Here is an 18,223-nt window from a genome sequence, read left to right as displayed (position 1 = left end):
TATCATACCTTTATATAAATACCGGCTTAAGCCGGTATTTTTTTGTCATAAAAATGGGCTTTGAATATGTAATACTGTTAAAGTCTAATTTTAAATTTGTGAAGTAAAACAATGAAACTAAAAACAATATCTGGCGTGCTAGCCATTACTGCATTATTTAGCTTAAATACATTTGCATCAGACTCTCTTCGTGTTGCTACTTTTAATGTAAGTATGGATGCAACTAATCACACACCTAAAGGCGAGCAAGTTAAAAGTGATGCCTTAGTTAACTCACTTAAAGCAAACCACCAGCAAATTAAGAACATAGCGGAAATTATTCAGCGTGTTCGCCCTGATATTATTTTACTTAACGAATTTGATTACATCCCAAAAGAGCAGGGCATTGAATACTTTAATAAACATTATTTAAATGTAGGTCAGCAAGAACAAGCCGCTATTAACTATCCTTACTCTTATATAGCCCCAGTAAATACAGGCCTAGCCACCGAGTTTGATTTAGATAATGATGGCAAAAAAAATGGCGTGATGGGCGATGCACAAGGCTTTGGCTTTTTTGAAGGGCATTATGGTATGGCTATTTTGTCAAAATACCCAATCGATTTTGATAAAGTAAGAACCCTTCAAACTTTTAAATATAAAGACATGCCAAATGCTCAAATGCCTGTAATGCCTAAAACAGGCGAAAACTGGTATAACGCACAAGAATGGCAAGCACTTAGACTAAGCTCTAAATCGTTTTGGGATTTACCTATTAGCGTAAACGATAAAACCATTCATGTTATTGCATCTCACCCAACACCGCCTGTATTTGACGGTGAAGAGGACAGAAACGGCAAGCGTAACCACGATGAAGTAAGGTTAATTGCCGATTACGTTTCAAACGCTAAGTATATTTACGATGATAAAGGCGAAAAGGGCGGTTTAAAAGCTCGCTCTCGTTTTGTTATTTTAGGCGATTTAAACGCAGCCCCTGAAGGCGATAAAGCCCGTACAAATACCACCGACCAATTACTTAAAAACCCATTAATAAATGCTCACTTTGTTCCAAAAAGTGAAGGTGCTAAAGAGCAGTATGATGTGCCTTATGCACAAAATTACAGTGCTAATTGGCAAGCCCGTGTTGATTACGTTTTACCGTCAAACTATGGCTTAAAAATTAAGGACGGTGGGGTATTTTGGCCAACTAAAACCAGTAATGAATACCGTTTAATTAAAGACAGAAACGCATCAAGCGATCATCGACTGGTGTGGCTTGATTTAGTAATTGAATAACGTCTATTACAATTAGTAAACTGAGCTTTACCCTGTTTAATGGCTATTTATCTTAAATAATTGCAATAACTTGAGTGCTTCTGCTTAAATACGGCCTAATTATAATAACCGTATAGAAGCACTATGATTTTTAATTTTTCTTCATCTAAAACATTAGTGGCCTTAGCCGTTGCCTCAAGTATCATGCTTGCAGGTTGTAGCGCTACCGCTAACACCTCTTCAACACAGCAAAGTGCTTTACCAGCAACCAAGGTTGCTGCGGTTGTAAACACACCAGCAGATATCGGCTCACAAAAAATAACGCTAGAACAAGCAATGGCCGATCCCGATTGGATGGGTAATCAGCCAGAGAGCGCTTATTGGTCAAGCGATTCAGCTACTATTATTTATGCTCAAAAAGAGCAGGGTAATACACTACGCGATTTATTTAGCCAATCGGTTACTAGCCAAACAGCAGAGCAAGTAGCTCTTAATAAACTTCATACTGTGGGTTCAAATAAAGCCGTTTATTCTAAAAATAAAACAATGGCGGCCTACACGTTTAAAGGCAATGTGTTTGTTAAAAACCTAAAAACGGGTGAACTTAAACAAATTACAGCTACATCAGCGGGCGAGTCCAAGCCACAATTTTTAAATAATGGCGATTTAGTTTACCGCCAAGGTAATGTGTTTTTTAAAGTTGATTTAAAAACAGGCTTAACGAGCGAGCTTGCTAACTTAAAACTTGCTGATGAGCCAAAAGGTATTGAAGAGCCAAGCACCTATATTGCTAAAGAGCAGCATAAACTGATTAAATTTGTGGCGCTTCAACAAAAAAATAAAAAAGATAAGCAAGCACGCAATGAGAAAATTAATGAACAAAATGATTCAATTGCTAACACGGCTTACTACTTAGGTAACGGTAATAAAGTTGCAGAGGCACAGCTTTCGCCAAATGGTGATGCGTTATTAGTCGTAGTTAAAGAAAAAACTGATTGGCGCGCAGATGGCGATATTATGCCAAATTACATCACTAATGATGCAACCATTGAGCCTAAAAAAGCACGACGCCGTGTTGCAGATGCTAAAGAAGAAACCTCACAGCTTGTCTACATCAATTTAACTAACAAAGAGCAAACATCACTTAGCTTTAATACCTTACCGGGTTTTGATGAAGATGTTTTAGCCGCAGTTAAAAAAGAAAATTATGCACGTGATGGTAAAACATATAAGTCTAAAAAGGCGCCTCGTGGCATTAACGTTATTATGGACTGGGGTTTTGAGCAAAGCCCAATAGTATGGAACGATGACGGTTCACAAGTGGCTGTCATGCTTGAAGCGTGGGACAACAAAGATCGCTGGCTTGCGAACGTTGATTTTAAAAACAACAAACTTGTGTCGCAACATCGCCTACATGACGATGCATGGATTGCTTACGCATTTAACGACTTTGGTTGGTTACATAACTCAAACACGCTTTATTACCTATCGGAAGAGTCGGGTTACAGCCAGCTTTATAAAAAGCCAGTCAATGGTAGTGCAACTGCGCTTACACAAGGCCAATTTGAGGTTTCTAACTTAACGCTTACCAGCGACGACAGCGCAATTTATTACAAAGCGAATGTTGAACACCCAGGCCTGTACGAAATTTACCGTGTTAACCCGCAAACAGGTAAGAGTGAGCAAGTTACTGATTTAAACGGCATGACCGATTACACGTTAAGCCCAGATGAAACCAAGTTACTCCTTAAGCACTCTACTATTACCATGCCTAATGAGCTTTATGTAGCAGACGCACAAGCCAATGCAAAAGCAACGCGTTTAACGCACACAGTGTCGGATGAGTTTTTAGCTAAAAAACTAACTGCACCTAAAATTGTTGCCGTGCCATCGAGCCATACTGAACAACCTATATACGCAAAAGTATACTACCCAGCTGATTACGTTGAAGGTGAAGTAGGTAAAAATCGCAAAGCGGTTATTTTTAACCACGGCGCGGGTTACTTGCAAAACTCACATATGGGGTTTTCGGTTTATTTTCGTGAATTTATGTTTCATTCATTGCTTGCTGATGAAGGTTATATAGTAATGGATATGGATTACCGCGCATCTAAAGGCTACGGGCGTGATTGGCGTACTGCGATTTATCGTCAAATGGGCACACCTGAAACACAAGATTTAGCCGATGGCGTTAAATGGATGGCGCAAAATGCCAACGTTGATACCAAAGCAGTCGGTACTTATGGTGGCTCTTATGGCGGCTTTATGACCTTTATGGCATTGTTTACTGCGCCTGAGTTATTTCAATCAGGAGCAGCACTACGCCCTGTTACCGATTGGGCACATTACAACACAGGTTACACGGCTAATATATTAAACCATCCTGATGTTGACCCGATTGCGTATGAACGCAGCTCGCCAATTTATTACGCTGAGGGTTTAAACAAACGTTTACTCATTAATGCCCCCATGGTTGACGATAACGTGTTTTTTCAAGACTCAGTGCGTTTAGTACAGCGCTTAATAGAGCTTGAAAAACAAAACTTTGAAACAGCTATATTTCCTGTTGAACCACATGGTTTTGTACAGCCTTCAAGTTGGTTAGACGAATACCGCCGTATTTATAAGTTATTTAAAGAAACGCTTTAATCTTTACGCTTAAATTATAAAAACAAAAACGCCGCATTGGTTGACTAAACTAATGCGGCGTTTTTATTGGATTGAACAAAATCTAACTTTATTTTTTCTTTTTAAAGAGCTCTATAATCAGTGGTATGGCAAGCAGAGTCCCGCCAATAACACCAATTAAATGTGCATCAATAGCTACAGTTGAGTTAATAAGCTTTCCTATATCAGCATTAGGGCCGCTAAATTGCTCAAACGCTATTTTAATCCATACGCCTATAAATAATAAATACCCCGACTTAAGCCCTACAGTTATATCTTTAACTGCCCCCAAATAATTACGCCATGCAGCAGAGCACTTAATCCGGTATAAATATGTATGCTTGGGCAAAACCAATACACGCCAAGTCCACACCACAGTGCCAGCGCACTTATATTAACGGCGTAACGAGTAGGTGATGTGTATTCGCCATGCAGTAACCAAATTAATAAAACACCACTGGCATTTAATCCCAAATGAGCCCAATTAGCATGAACAAATTGGCTAGAAAAAATTCGCCACAGTTCGCCTTGATTAATTAGCTCTCGGTTAAATTCAAGTAAATTATTTAAATCAAATGCAGCAAAAATGGTACTAAAAAGCAGCAGAATAATAGGCGGTAATATATAACGAGGTTGAATAGGTAAATTAAGCATTTTATTGTAATTTTTTAGTATAAATTTTTGCATATTGTGCCCGTTTAACTTTAAGATGCCAATTACCTTATCGTTATTAAGTGTTTTTAGACTTTTTATGCATTTTAAACTTAACTCATTATTTGCTATTGGACTGTGCGCAATAACATTGCCTTCTTTTGCACAGCAACCGATAGAAACTCGCGAACCAGAAGCAGCAACGGGCCTTAGTCACAAGCAAGTTGTGGTAGGTGACAAGTACATGGTTGCAGCGGCAAATCCGTATGCTTCAAGAGCCGGTCAACAAATTTTAGCCCAAGGCGGCAGTGCCGTTGACGCTGCAATAGCAACTCAACTAGTGCTTACTTTAGTTGAACCGCAATCCTCTGGTATTGGCGGTGGTACATTTATGATGTATTACAACAAAGCTAACAATAAATTGACTAGTTTTGATGGCCGCGAAACCGCACCTGCAAATGCAGATGAAACGCTGTTTTTAGATAAACACGGTAAAGCCGTTAAATGGATTGAAGCCGTTGTAGGCGGGCGCTCAGTAGGCGTGCCTGGTATTTTGCATGCCTTTGCAAGTGCGCATAAACAATACGGTATATTGCCATGGGAAGAACTTTTTAAACCCGCTATTGAACTTGCTGAGCAAGGCTTTGTAGTTTCGCCGCGTTTACATGGCTTATTAGCCCGCCAGTTAAACCCCGGTGTAATGAGCATGCCGATAATCAACGAATACTTTTACCCAAATGGTAAACTGATTGAAGCGGGCACAATTAAAAAGAATCAACCGCTTGCAGATTTATACAAAGACATTGCAAAGCAAGGCATTGATGCATTTTACAAAGGCGAAAACGCTAAACAAATGGTTAATGCTGTACAGCGCTCTAAAATTGCCCCAGGCAAATTAAGCGTACAAGACTTAGCAGATTACAAAAGCAAAGAACGCGATGCGGTATGTATACAATACCGTGCCTATAATGTGTGTTCAATGGCTCCACCAAGCAGTGGCGGTGTTGCGGTACTGCAAATGCTAGGCTTACTTGAACATAAAGATATGAGCGCACTTAAGCCAAACGGCGAAAAGGCGATTCATTACTTTAGCCAAGCTTCGCGCATAGCATTTGCCGATCGCGATATGTACATGGGGGATCCCGATTTCACCCAAGTACCTACAAAAGAGCTACTAAACAAAGATTACATTGCCTCGCGCGCTAAATTAATTACAGAAACAGATCAAAAAGCCATAGCTGGTAATCCTGTAGGGTACTTAAGTTATGCAATGGATGATTCATACGAATTACCTTCTACCTCACACGTATCTGTTGTAGATAGTAAAGGTAATGCAGTTTCGATGACCAGTTCAATTGAAATGGCGTTTGGCTCTACGGTTATGGTTAATGGTTTTATTTTAAATAACCAGCTAACTGACTTTTCGCTTTCGCCACGTAAAAACGGCAAGCTTGTAGCAAACCGTGTAGAGGCTGGTAAACGCCCGCGTAGCTCTATGTCACCAGTAATGGTATTTAACAAAGATGGCAGCTTACGTTTAGTTGTGGGTTCTCCTGGTGGTAGTCGCATTATTGATTATGTTGCGCAAGTGGTTGTTGGTGTTATTGACTGGAACTTATCAGCGCAAGACGCTATAAACTTACCACGTACAACAAATCGTAACGATTACACCAGCCTTGAAAAAGGCACAACGCTTGAAGCTATTGCACCTTTGCTTGCTAAACGCGGACACAATGTACGTGTTCTCGATTTGAACTCAGGCTTACATGCCGTTGAAATTAAAAATAACAAATTGTATGGCGGCGCCGATCCGCGCCGTGAAGGTGTTGCATTATCTGATTTAACTGATAATCACGTCACTATCAAATTTTAATTTATGTATAATACACTTGCAGGCAGTGCGGCTTGCAAGTGTTTTTCTCAATGGTCTGACCAACTTAATTGTCATTGCAATTAAACTTCTAACAATGATAATGACAGATCATAACTTAAGACTCCGTTAAAGCTTGGAAATATGACAACAAATACTGATCCTAACTACTTATATATTCATCATTCTGGCCCTGGCCTAATTGAAACGCCGCTATTAAACAAAGGCAGTGCCTTTAGTAAAAAAGAACGCGAAAATTTCAATCTTGCTGGTTTACTTCCTCCACGCTTTGAAACAATTGAAGAGCAAGTGGAGCGTTGTTATCAGCAGTATTCTAGCTTTACCGAAAATTTGAATAAGCACATTTACCTACGTGCAATCCAAGATAACAACGAAACACTGTACTACCGTTTAGTGCGTGACCATCTTGAAGAGATGATGCCTATTATTTATACGCCTACAGTTGGCGACGCTTGTGAAAAGTTTTCAGACATTTATCGCAGTGCACGTGGCTTATTTATTTCGTACGAAGACCGTTTTCAAATTGATGACATTTTACGCAACGCTACCAAAGGTAAAGTAAAAGTTATTGTTGTTACCGATGGCGAACGTATTTTAGGCCTAGGCGATCAGGGTATTGGTGGCATGGGTATCCCAATTGGTAAATTGTCACTTTACACAGCGTGTGGTGGTATAAGCCCAGCATACACATTACCTGTAATGCTTGATGTAGGTACTAATAACGAGAAGCTTTTGAACGATCCTATGTATATGGGCGCACGTCATAAGCGTATTGCTCAAGACGAATACGATGAGTTTTTAGATTTATTCATTAAAGCGGTTAAACGTCGCTGGCCAAATGTATTGCTGCAGTTTGAGGATTTTGCACAGCCAAATGCAATGCCATTACTTAAGCGCTACCGCAATGAAATTTGTAGCTTTAATGATGATATTCAAGGTACTGCGGCTGTAACGGTTGGTTCTTTACTTGCTGCGTGTCGCGTTAAAAATTCAACACTGAGCCAGCAAAAAGTGGTATTTGTGGGTGCTGGTTCTGCTGGTTGTGGTATTGCTGAGCAAATTATTAGCCAAATGGTTTTTGAAGGCATTACGGAAGCACAAGCGCGTAGCCAAGTATTTATGGTTGACCGTTTTGGCTTGCTTAGTGAAGGTATGGAAGGCTTACGCGACTTCCAACAAGCACTTGCACAACCGCAAGGCTCGTTAAGTGATTGGACTTACAGCGGTGAATACGCATCACTTCTTGATGTGATGCACTGTGCAGAACCTGATATTTTAATTGGTGTTTCAGGCCAACCAGGTTTATTTACCGAGCAGGTAATTCGTGCAATGCACGCAGGTTGTGAGCAACCTATTATTTTCCCATTAAGTAACCCATCTAAGCAGGTAGAAGCATACCCAGAAGATGTAATTAAATGGACTGATGGTAAAGCGCTTGTTGCAACCGGTAGCCCATTTGCACCCGTTGAGTACAATGGCGAAACGTTCCCAATTCCACAATGTAACAACAGTTATATATTTCCAGGTATTGGCTTAGGGGTTATTGCCGCTAAAGCAACGCGTATTACGGATGCAATGTTAAGTGTGTCTAGTGAAATGCTTGCAGAGTCGTCGCCGCGTGCCAATACAGGTAAAGGTAGTTTGTTACCTGCGCTTACTGAAATTGAAACGCTAAGTAAACGTATTGCATTTGCTATTGCTAAAAAAGCGATTGAAGAAGGTGTTGCACTTGAGATCACTGATGATGCTTTATGGGCCGCAATAGACAAAAATTACTGGTTACCAAAATACCGTAACTATAAGCGTTGTAGTGTTTAATTAGGTTTATACATAATTAAAAATAAATAACGTTGTAGGCACAGTTACAATGCTTAACAAAAAACAGGCAAATGCCTGTTTTTTTTGTGCTTGTTCATATTTAATTAACCGCGTACGGTGTTTACTGGGTTTAACAAAATTAAAGGATCGACTTAATGAAAACTCTTACCCTTGTTTTAGGTAGCGCGCTGGCTTTAAATGTACTTAGCTTTGATGCACTTGCTGCAGCTACTCCCGATGCCCCTCATATTTACGTAAAGGGCGAAGCCACTCTTACCACAATGCCGGATTACGTACAGCTTAGTGTAGGTATTACCGAAGTTGATAAGGACTTAATTACAGCTAAAAATAAAACCGATTTAACCATCGCTAAAGCAATTAAGCTCGTAAAAGAAGTAGGGGTTAGAGAAGGTGATATAAATGCTGGGCAAATTTCAATAAACCGTGATAGTCAATATAACCGCACAACCGGTAATCAAGACTTTAAAGGCTTCAAAGTTTCTCGCACATTAACAGTAAAACTCAACGATATAAATAAATACCCAGAGTTACTACAAAGCTTAGTTAACAACGGAATTAACGAAATTAACCAAACGCAATTTTTAGCAAGTAACTACAACGAACTACATAAAAAAGCGCAAAAATTAGCAATAAAAGATGCACGCGATGCAGCAAAAGAGTTTAGTGAAGATTATGGCGTTGATTTAAAAGGTTTGTATAGCGCATCACTAAGTCCACTCAATGTGCAATCACAGCCTTATATGCGTGCAGAAAAAGTAATGATGGCTGATAGCGCACCAAGTAATTATGTACCTGATGCCTACCATGCTGGAGAGATTAAAGTAACAGCTTCAAGCTACGCTGTTTACTACATAGATTAAACTTTATTTTTGGTGGTGCTCAAAACGTGCCACCAACTTCTCACCTTGCTCTTGGCTAATACGCGCTATTGAGTTAAGCATATTAGTTACTTCGCGTCTGTCGTATTCATTAGTTACATGTTCATTTATGTCATCAACAATTGCATTTAAATAATTAAATAAACTGTTGCGTGCATCGGTATCTTTATGGGCAACAAACAAAATATTTTTAAATGCCTCAAGCACGTTTGTCATTACGTATGCATCGCCTTTGGCGTAATTACGCAGCGGTGTAAAGTTGTCGTGTAATAATTCGTCAAAGCTTGTTTCATGAAGGTATAGCAATGGGGCATTGTCACTGTGCTTAAACGAGTAGTTAATATCGTTAATTGAAAGCCTTTGAATAAGTAAAATGCTCAGCATATCAATTGATTTAACCGCAGTACCTGGATCGTTTATGCCTGGGCTCATTGCTTTAACCGCAATTTCTGATATTTGGGTCAACCCATAACGATAATGATCGCTAATGTATTCTTCTATATAAAAAATAAAGCAGTCGAGAATTTTATTTATCAGCTCTTCATCGTTTGCTATATCTTTATTACATTTTAAAAACGGGTAACCTTTAACGGTAAAATAACCTTGGTTAACAGAGATATATACCTTTATATCTTGCTCTGCCAAAATGGCACACAGCTTATCGGTATGTACGCCTTTATAATATCCCTCTGTTTTACTGACAACAGAGTGCCACTTGCTAAAGTCTGGAAAGTCTTCAACGGGGTTATCTGATTGCCTTTGTATTATTGTTTTAATTTCGTTTTTAGTTTGGCTAAATAAGCCATTTAACACATTATCAACCTGAATAGCACGAGAGATTGAATGTATAAAAAATACAAATAAACCTAATGAAATCAAGCCAAAAATAAGTGCGAACAACACACCAATTGAAGGAATTGCCGTACTGCCACCATCAAGCTTATTAATATTTATAAGCATAATAATTGAGTAAATTATGCTGCCTAAATAAAAACCCAAAACCATTTGGTGTGATTTACGCGTAATAAGCCCTGGCACTACGCGAGGCGATAAACTCGCACTGGCCGAATTTAAAACAACCATTACCATCGAAAAACTAAACACGGTAAGCGAAATAATACTGCCTGCTAAAGTGCTTAAAATAGTACGCGCGTTTTCGGCGCTATCAACAAGTACAACCGATATAAACGATTTTAGCTGCTCAATAGGGGCTAAATATTCAACCGACATAGTTATAATGGCAAATACTAAAAAGCCCACTGAAAGCATAGAAGGGTAAAAGCCAATACTGTTAATCATTTCACGGTAACTGTCGGCTACTTTGCGAGGTACAAACATAAAATCCTTATGTAATTTTCTACTTACTTAATACCCTTAGCTTAGCATAGGCATTTATTAAACTTCTGATAATGCTGCTCAAATTTATATGTTATTATCACGCCCACAATAATAAAGCGCATGCTTATGCGATAAAATAACAGGAAAACGCCATGATCATTTCAACTTATGCTGCATTACTTGCATTGTTTTACATTTATTTGAGCTTTAACGTAATAAAAGTGCGCCGCGCGGAGCAGATATCACTTGGTGATAGTGGTAACGCAACGCTGCAACGTGCTGTGCGTGCCCATGCTAACTTTATGGAGTACGTGCCAATTGCTTTAATTTTACTTTTTTTGGCAGAATACCAAGGGCTTGCTAGCCATTACTGTCATATATTAGGTGGTGCGTTATTAATAGGGCGTGTGTTTCAAAATATAGGCATAGTAGAAAAAAACCTGAAATATCGCCAAATTGGTACTATTGCGACATTTTTAGTGATTATTGTTAGCGCCTTTGTATTGCTAGTAACACGTGGCTAATTAAAGAAAAGTTAATGAGCAAAATATTTATAATAGGTTTACCGCGTACCGGCACAACCAGTGTGTGCCACGCATTTTTAGAGCTTGGTATTACAACGGCGCATACCGCGTATACTAATGCTTGCTTTGAAAATGCCAGCGCAATTGCCGACACTCCCATATTTAACGATTTTAAAGCGCTTGATATTCATTATCCAAACTCTAAGTTTATTTATTTAGAGCGCGAATTGAGTGCGTGGCTTGCATCAATAAAGCAGCTTTTAACGCGTATGCACACTAATTTAACGCGCGGCGACGGGGGCTTTAATATTCATATAAAACGCTGTTATTTAAACACATTTAGTGAGCTTTCGCTTAATAATATTAGCGACGATAGTTACTTAACTCACTGCTATAAAACACATTTTAATGACGCTCAAACGTACTTTAATAACCGCGACAACGATTTTTTATCCATTGATATAGCAAAACCAGAAAGCTACAAAAAGTTATGCAACTTTTTAGCATTAAAAAGTGATAAAACTGATTTTGAAAAAATGAATATGGGCGGCAAAGTCACCGCATGGAACGATATTAAACACCCGTTAAAAGTTGAATCTACGGCTAAAGGGCGCATAGATAAATTACTGCCTTACAAGATTTTTTAAATCAAATACGTTAAAATCCCCCGCATTATTATTTAAGTTGTACAGAACATGTTTGAATTAAAATATCACACCCCATTTGAATGGACCGAAGTTGTCCTTGCTGACTTTAATACTTTTTTACAAGATCACGCCGCTGCAGAAAAAAAAGCATCGGGTATGGCTATGTCTATGCTTTCGCATTATCCAGACAAACGTAGATTAGTAAAAGCTATGACCGACTTAGCGCTAGAAGAATTAATACATTTTAAACAAGTACTTAAATTACTTTTAGAGCGTGATGTAAACTTAGGCGATGACAAAAAAGATCCGTATATAAAACAAATTCGTGCACTGTTTAGACATGGTCGTGATGGTTTTTTAATGGACCGATTACTGGTTGGCGGTGTAATTGAAGCAAGAGGGCACGAGCGTTTTTCTTTAGTTGCACAAGCACTTCCTGAGGGTAAAGAAAAAGACTTTTATGTTGCTATCGCTAAATCAGAAGAAAAGCATAAAAATCTTTTTGTTGAACTTGCTTACGAGTACTTCGAAAAAGAGGAAGTGGATATACGTTTAGAAGAATTGCTTATAGCTGAAGCAAAAATCTGTGAAAGCATCCCGTTCACGGCAGCACTGCATTAAAACTATTTTAGTTAAACTGTAAAACATAGATAATCAAGTCTGTGTTTTACTTCCTATACAGTAAAAACACCCGCCTTTCTGAACCTCACGGATAACAGCTTAATAAAATTAATTTTGCATCGCAATTTGCTAATCACAATTAAAAATCTTATTGAGCAGTAAATAAGTTACTAATTTTAAACATAAATTACTTGGGCCAATAATTGCTTTATATAAAGAACAGTGGTTATATATTATTAAGTAAATTCTTCAAGCTGCCGATATATACCTACATAGTAAGTAATTAATTTTATATAAGTTACAAACTCAAAAAATACTAGGAGTAAATTATCAATGTCATCAGAAAGTAATGTTAAAGAGTTTGTAAAACCAAAGCCAGCTAATAAAGCGATGCCGAATAACATTTCCTCCATAACACAAAGCCAAAATAAACTTATCAATGTATTGTTGGTAGATGACGATCTTTTAATTGAGATTGTTATAAAAAAAATGCTTGAAGATGAATGTTTTAACGTTGATTTTGCTTCAAGTGCGGCAGAAGCACTTATTATGGTTTCACAAAATAATTATGACATTATTTTAATGGATATAATTATGCCTGAATTTACGGGCACAGATGCGATGCTAAAAATAAGAAAGCACATTGATAAAACCACAACAAAAATTATTGCACATACTTTTAGTGATAATAAATATATCAATTTAGGTTTTGATGGCCAATTATTAAAACCAGTTAAAAAAAATGTGCTTATTGAAAATATTAAATCCTTATTGGTCTGATTTATAAAAAACAGCAGGGCGGTTCACTGTTTTTATTTATCGCTTACTAAAAACTTAAATTGTAATTTTCAAAGCGCTAATATTATTTAGCGCTTTTGTGTATATTAAACCTTTAATTTATTTAAACTTGTAAAAATCCTTTAATAAGAATAATTACTTCAAATTATTCCTTTAAAGTATTAGCAACTTCGCTTTTGTAATTGTTGCATATATAAGAGCAAACGTTTCACACTTCTTAAAGTGGTTTAACAATCACAATTATCAAACTCTATAATAATAAAAAACAAATAAACTTATTTAGCCTAAAGCCCAGGTATCGCAAGGGTTTGACTTTAAATTATTATAATTTATTAATAACTAATAAATGCTCATCTTGGGATGGAATTTGCTTTATAAGGCTATATTCCAATTTTATAGTTTAATAAACATTATAATTTTTTAAATTAACGAGGCACAAGCATGAGCAAAACACAGTACGTTACAGTAGAAGGTCATCAAATTGCTTATCAAGAAATGGGACAAGGAACACCTTTATTATTGATACACGGTATTCCGACAAATAAATTTTTATGGCGAAATGTGATGCCAAAACTTGCATCAAAATATCGGGTAATAGCACCTGATTTACTTAACTTTGGTGAATCTGATATGCCAATTAACACTGATGTATCTATAAATGCGCAATGTAGAATAATATGTAAGTTTATAGAAGAACTCGGTATTTCTAAAGTTAATATTGCTGCACATGATATTGGTGGTGGTGTTGCTCAATTAATGGCTGTAAATCATCCGGAAAAAGTAAACGGGTTGGTTTTAATTGATAGCGTGTGTTTTGATTCTTGGCCAATACCAGAATTTGAACCTTTGCTAGAACCAGGTGTAGAAGAAAAAACAACTGTAGATGAATTTGTTGATACATTAAGAGATTTCATGCCCAAAGGTGTTTACGACTCGAGTGTAATGACTGAAGAGTTGATGAAAATATACTTAGCACCATGGAGTAATGAAAAAGGAAAAGCCGCTTTATTTAGTAACATGCGTAGGCTCAATAAAGAATATACCGAAGCTATTACAGGCGATCTTAAAAGCTTACCTCATGAAACACTCATAATATGGGGTAAAGAAGACAAGTTTCAAAAGCCAAAGTATGCACCAATGTTAGAAGAAGCAATTCCAAATTCGTCATTGGTTTGGATAGATAAAGCCGCACACTGGGTTGTAGACGAACATCCAGATAAAGTGTCTGAGCTTATTGGTGAATTTATGAATGATAAAACATTCTAGTGAATTACTAGGTTTATTAAAAAGCTATTTATTTCAATACGTTAAGTTTGATTGGGTAAAGTAGCTATTAGATAATCATTGTTTATACCGCTTGATAATATTAATAACTGTAAGCCGCCGTTAAAATCTGGAATAAAACACGGTAGATTCTAGAATTTTCAAATTATGTTAAATTGACATTTAAATTTATTTATTTGTGTGAAAGGGTATGGATTTTAATGTTTTTTAGCGGGTTTAAGCCCGCTTAAACTTGTTTAGCTTTTTGGTATTCTCCACATATATTTAAACATATCTGTAGCTTTGTCGTGAGCCTCAATGATTTCAGCTTTAGTACAATCAACCATTATCCCTGTTGGTACATCATCAGTTGACCATTCTATTATTGCATCATTATTTAATTTAATGGCTTTAATAACAGCATTACCGAGTCTTATAATACTCATTTCATCTGCATCAAACGTTTTCCCTGTTGATATAGTTACTTTAGCATTAGCAATTTGGCTCTTACGATCTAATCGAAATAATGTCATAGCATAAGGTGCTAAGACTTCTTCAACTGTTTTGACTACCAAGCACTGCGGCTCGATTGGTAATGGTTTAGGATTTATAGTTGTAATTGTTCCATCTTTATTTGCAATAGGATCGGGTAAGTTTGCGTTGTACTCTTTTAGGCTATTAAGGTTAACTAAATAATCGTAGTAGCTTTGTGCCCAATCCCATTGTTCACCCAAACTTACCAGCTCAGCAAATTTATTAATCACCTCCACAGGTTTATTGAGCGCAATTAAACGCTCAATATCTTGTCTAGTTTTAGTTGCAGGACGTTGTAATAACTGCGGTAAACCTTGTTCATTTAAAACTGGTTCGTTATTTTCGTCTACGACGATAAAGTTTAAAAAATTATTTGTCATTTTTAATCCACCCTAGAGGCTCTACAATCCGCGCAGTACCTACTTTTACTGTCTGCCCGTTGTCATCAAGCATTGTTGAAGAGTTACTTACTATATGGATTTTTCCATCGTCACCCCAATCTGTTCCATCGTGCTTAAGTTCCGTGTACGCGTAGTTAATGAAGCCTTGTTGATTTTCAACTACGTTGTAATTAAGCGCTTTGAATGCGTGACTTTGATTAGTCGGGGCACTTAAATTCAAGTGGGTGTGCTTGGTCTCACCTACCGATACATTAGCCCCCCAAAGGGTTTTCGCAGCGCTCAGTATTGAGTGACTAGTTAGATATAATGTTTCTTCACCTATTGACAGCGCAGTTGTTTGATGAGTAGATACTTTTCCGGTAAGAAAGCTACACAGTAGAACACCTTTATTCACTGCTGCATCCATACTAGTGAAGACCTGTCCAACCCCAACGGATGCACCATGTATTGGGCTATTTGCCCCTGACTGAGTATACTTAGCTTGGGCAGCGTAGGTATACACAACAACGTTACTTTCACCTAGTAATGTTGGATGCTTGATTGTGTTGTTAGTTAGATCGAGGTTTTGTGCTGACTCACTACTACCCCAAGAACTCCCAAAGTCAGAAGTATAAACGGCCATATCGCCCGTCGTATTTAATGCCTTTCTAGTCAGTTTCACGGCATCTATACCGCTAGGTATGTTAGGATTCCAGTTACCCACCCAACCCTCTTTAAGAGCGTCACACTGCAGTATGTTAGCAGGATCTCCTATTACTTCAGTGTGTAGGTATTCAGAGGATAAAGAGTAATCACCTGATTTTTCATGTATTAGATAAATCTCAGTAGAGGTCTCTCCATTTGTATTTGTACTCGGTATAGCCCCAATTAAAGAGGTACAGCTATCTAAAGGTGCTGAAAGTACAGATACTCCCACTGCAGCAACGTTCTTAATTCGCAGTACGAACCCTGCAGTTTTATCGACAATTATTATGCTGTCGCCCGAAGCTATGCCACAGAGCGTAGGGTTAAGATACACAACAATGGATCCTTGATAGTTTATCCACTTAAATCTCTTATTTGAGTGGTCAGACGTATCCCAGTAGCCCGTGTCTAATACTTTACTTGTTACTAAAAGCTCACGTCCACGATATTCACCACTTTTTATTTTCAAGTCCGCTTCTGCAAAGTCTTCTTGAGTTAGTCCCCAAGCTGAATAGCGCATATCACCGCACACGCCACCTTGACCGCTTGCGTAAATGGCGTCGTAAGCCTTGCTGTCTTGTCTACCCTTAACACTCGCAGGGTTTGAAATACTACCGTAGACGGGCCTATGGTAGGTTAAATCAAAGCACTGACTCTTGCTTGTTATTCTGTCATAACCACTAACATACCACTTTCCGTTACTCGTCTGCCCTTCATTTACAGTATTCGAGGTACCCCCCGAGTTAAAGCTTGGATGATAAGCCCCCTGATTTAAGCGATTAACCGTTCCGCACACTAAAAAATAGGTATGAGAAGCATCTGAGTCATCATTACGTCGAGAAGAAAATACCCCCGTATAAGGACTAAGGTTATAGGCACTAAGAGTGTTGGAAAAGTAGTTCACCCCTGTGTCTACGCCCGCAGCAGGCGGCGCATTCATCACCCCTTGTGGAGTGATGCGACCACTCGTACTGGCACCATCAAACCTGAGTGTTAAATTACCCACAGGGGCGGTATCTATGGCATCCCAATCACCGTTTCCGAGACCTGCAACACTGCGTCCACGTAAGCACCACTGGTAAAATTTACCAGTTGCATCGTCAAAGTAAATATTATTATTGGGGTCGCTCGCGATAGCTATACGCTGGGTTTCTGTTGCGGTTTGCCAGTTAACGCCTTTGCCCGTGCTAGATTCATCACCTTCATACCACGCAAAATATGAGCTGGGGCGGACGGTATCACTGACCGTCATAATATTATTAATATTAGTTGCCAAACTTTGAATTACCCCGTTGGCATATACAAACGGGTCAGCATGATTTATTTCACGTAAGAATACTTCAAAGCCCCACATATCAACACGCTCAGTTACTACTTTATTTGTCGTTGTTTCGCTTGCAAATGCTATTGCGGGGCTAGCGTGAGTTACACTTAAACCTGTTGCACTATCGTAAGTACGTGTGCCGTCTTCTGTGGGGGGGAGTTTAACACGCGCGCCGTAGTCACTTTGGTGACTACTTAAACCAATAATATTAGAAACAACCCCACAGATATTTACTACGGCCTGCTTTGTTTTACTGTTACCAGTTTCAGCGGAATTACCTAAATACCCAAGAGCAAGTTGTCCCGCTAATGACGACGCGCGCCCCCCCGATAAACCCAACCCTTCATTTATGACTTCTATTATTCCGGCAGCATCTAACATCTTACCAAAATGCACAAAGCCACTTGCTGCAAATTTTTCATTATTAGCAGCTCTTCGCGCCTCGAACTCAACCTTGCGCATAGCGTAGGGGTAGGGGTGGTACTCTTCTAGTTGCGCTTGAGCTTCATTTTCAATCTGCTTTAATGTTTTAACTGTGGTTGTTGTACCATCTATGTTATTAAACGTAACATTACCCGTTTTTGTTTGCCAATTTTGCATAGCTTGGGTGTTGTCATTAAAAAGTGTATTAGCTGTTTTTAGTGCGTCAGCAGCCTGTTTAAAATCCACTGTAGTGGGTATTACAATCGCTGGCTGATTGCTTTGATTGCTATTACCCCAGTTTTTGACTAGCTCAATAACGTGTTTATTGTTGCTATCTACATACGTGCGGTTTATTTCAATTAGCGCAAAGCTGGCTATGCCAATAAAATCGCCTTTACGTACCCCTACAGGGGTTTCACTACTGTTAATAACAATGTTTTTTTGACCGTTATTCACGGTCACTTGATTGGCTGTAAATGCGGCCAT

General features: G+C 38.4%; 13 protein-coding genes and 1 pseudogene. 10 read left to right on the top strand and 4 right to left on the bottom strand.

Annotated elements, in window-relative coordinates; all coding sequences use genetic code 11:
* The first annotated feature begins 111 nt into the window (after positions 1-111).
* Together AOR04_RS09155 and AOR04_RS09150 are read left to right on the top strand one after the other, a co-directional pair.
* Positions 112-1,275 (top strand): endonuclease/exonuclease/phosphatase family protein, encoded by a 1,164-nt coding sequence (locus AOR04_RS09155; protein ID WP_008135168.1) that lies wholly within the window; start codon positions 112-114, stop codon positions 1,273-1,275.
* Between the two features lie 123 nt (positions 1,276-1,398).
* The gene (locus AOR04_RS09150; RefSeq protein ID WP_096793140.1) at positions 1,399-3,903 is read left to right on the top strand and encodes a S9 family peptidase; all 2,505 of its coding nucleotides are present in this window, start codon (positions 1,399-1,401) and stop codon (positions 3,901-3,903) included.
* A gap of 88 nt (positions 3,904-3,991) precedes the next feature.
* On the opposite strand, the pseudogene rrtA reads toward AOR04_RS09150, so the two are convergent.
* Positions 3,992-4,575 (bottom strand): annotated as a pseudogene (gene rrtA / locus AOR04_RS09145) (rhombosortase).
* Positions 4,576-4,672: 97 nt separating this feature from the next.
* On the opposite strand from rrtA, the gene ggt reads away from it, so the two are divergent.
* From ggt to AOR04_RS09130, 3 genes are all read left to right on the top strand, one after another.
* Positions 4,673-6,445: a gamma-glutamyltransferase gene (ggt, locus tag AOR04_RS09140; RefSeq protein ID WP_033023692.1), complete on the top strand. Its 1,773-nt coding sequence runs from the start codon at positions 4,673-4,675 to the stop codon at positions 6,443-6,445.
* A 141-nt stretch (positions 6,446-6,586) separates the two neighbouring features.
* Positions 6,587-8,281, top strand: a complete 1,695-nt coding sequence (locus AOR04_RS09135) for an NAD-dependent malic enzyme (RefSeq protein WP_096793139.1) — start codon at positions 6,587-6,589, stop codon at positions 8,279-8,281.
* Between the two features lie 155 nt (positions 8,282-8,436).
* The gene (locus AOR04_RS09130) at positions 8,437-9,162 is read left to right on the top strand and encodes an SIMPL domain-containing protein (protein WP_096793138.1); all 726 of its coding nucleotides are present in this window, start codon (positions 8,437-8,439) and stop codon (positions 9,160-9,162) included.
* A gap of 3 nt (positions 9,163-9,165) precedes the next feature.
* Here AOR04_RS09130 and AOR04_RS09125 read toward each other — a convergent pair whose 3' ends face one another.
* Positions 9,166-10,518, bottom strand: a complete 1,353-nt coding sequence (locus AOR04_RS09125) for a DUF2254 domain-containing protein (RefSeq protein ID WP_096793137.1) — start codon at positions 10,516-10,518, stop codon at positions 9,166-9,168.
* Positions 10,519-10,670: 152 nt separating this feature from the next.
* On the opposite strand from AOR04_RS09125, the gene AOR04_RS09120 reads away from it, so the two are divergent.
* The 5 genes from AOR04_RS09120 to AOR04_RS09100 all read left to right on the top strand — a co-directional run bounded on the left by AOR04_RS09120 (position 10,671) and on the right by AOR04_RS09100 (position 14,374).
* Entirely contained in the window at positions 10,671-11,042 is a 372-nt protein-coding gene (locus AOR04_RS09120; RefSeq protein ID WP_008133520.1) for an MAPEG family protein, read from the top strand.
* A 14-nt stretch (positions 11,043-11,056) separates the two neighbouring features.
* Positions 11,057-11,689 (top strand): sulfotransferase, encoded by a 633-nt coding sequence (locus AOR04_RS09115; protein ID WP_033029593.1) that lies wholly within the window; start codon positions 11,057-11,059, stop codon positions 11,687-11,689.
* Positions 11,690-11,737: 48 nt separating this feature from the next.
* Entirely contained in the window at positions 11,738-12,310 is a 573-nt protein-coding gene (locus AOR04_RS09110; protein ID WP_096793136.1) for a tRNA-(ms[2]io[6]A)-hydroxylase, read from the top strand.
* A 333-nt stretch (positions 12,311-12,643) separates the two neighbouring features.
* Positions 12,644-13,090: a response regulator gene (locus tag AOR04_RS09105; protein ID WP_096793135.1), complete on the top strand. Its 447-nt coding sequence runs from the start codon at positions 12,644-12,646 to the stop codon at positions 13,088-13,090.
* A gap of 459 nt (positions 13,091-13,549) precedes the next feature.
* The gene (locus AOR04_RS09100; protein ID WP_096793134.1) at positions 13,550-14,374 is read left to right on the top strand and encodes an alpha/beta fold hydrolase; all 825 of its coding nucleotides are present in this window, start codon (positions 13,550-13,552) and stop codon (positions 14,372-14,374) included.
* 254 nt (positions 14,375-14,628) lie between these two features.
* On the opposite strand, the gene AOR04_RS09095 is transcribed toward AOR04_RS09100, so the two are convergent.
* Entirely contained in the window at positions 14,629-15,285 is a 657-nt protein-coding gene (locus tag AOR04_RS09095; RefSeq protein WP_096793133.1) for a hypothetical protein, read from the bottom strand.
* Positions 15,275-18,223: a hypothetical protein gene (locus tag AOR04_RS09090; protein WP_096793132.1), complete on the bottom strand. Its 2,949-nt coding sequence runs from the start codon at positions 18,221-18,223 to the stop codon at positions 15,275-15,277. Before AOR04_RS09090 ends, AOR04_RS09095 begins: the two co-directional genes overlap by 11 nt.

The organism is Pseudoalteromonas sp. 1_2015MBL_MicDiv (genome assembly GCF_002407505.1).
GTDB lineage: Bacteria > Pseudomonadota > Gammaproteobacteria > Enterobacterales > Alteromonadaceae > Pseudoalteromonas > Pseudoalteromonas fuliginea.
The sequence above is the reverse complement of the archived record's forward strand: the minus strand, read 5'-3'. Positions and strand labels throughout refer to the sequence as shown.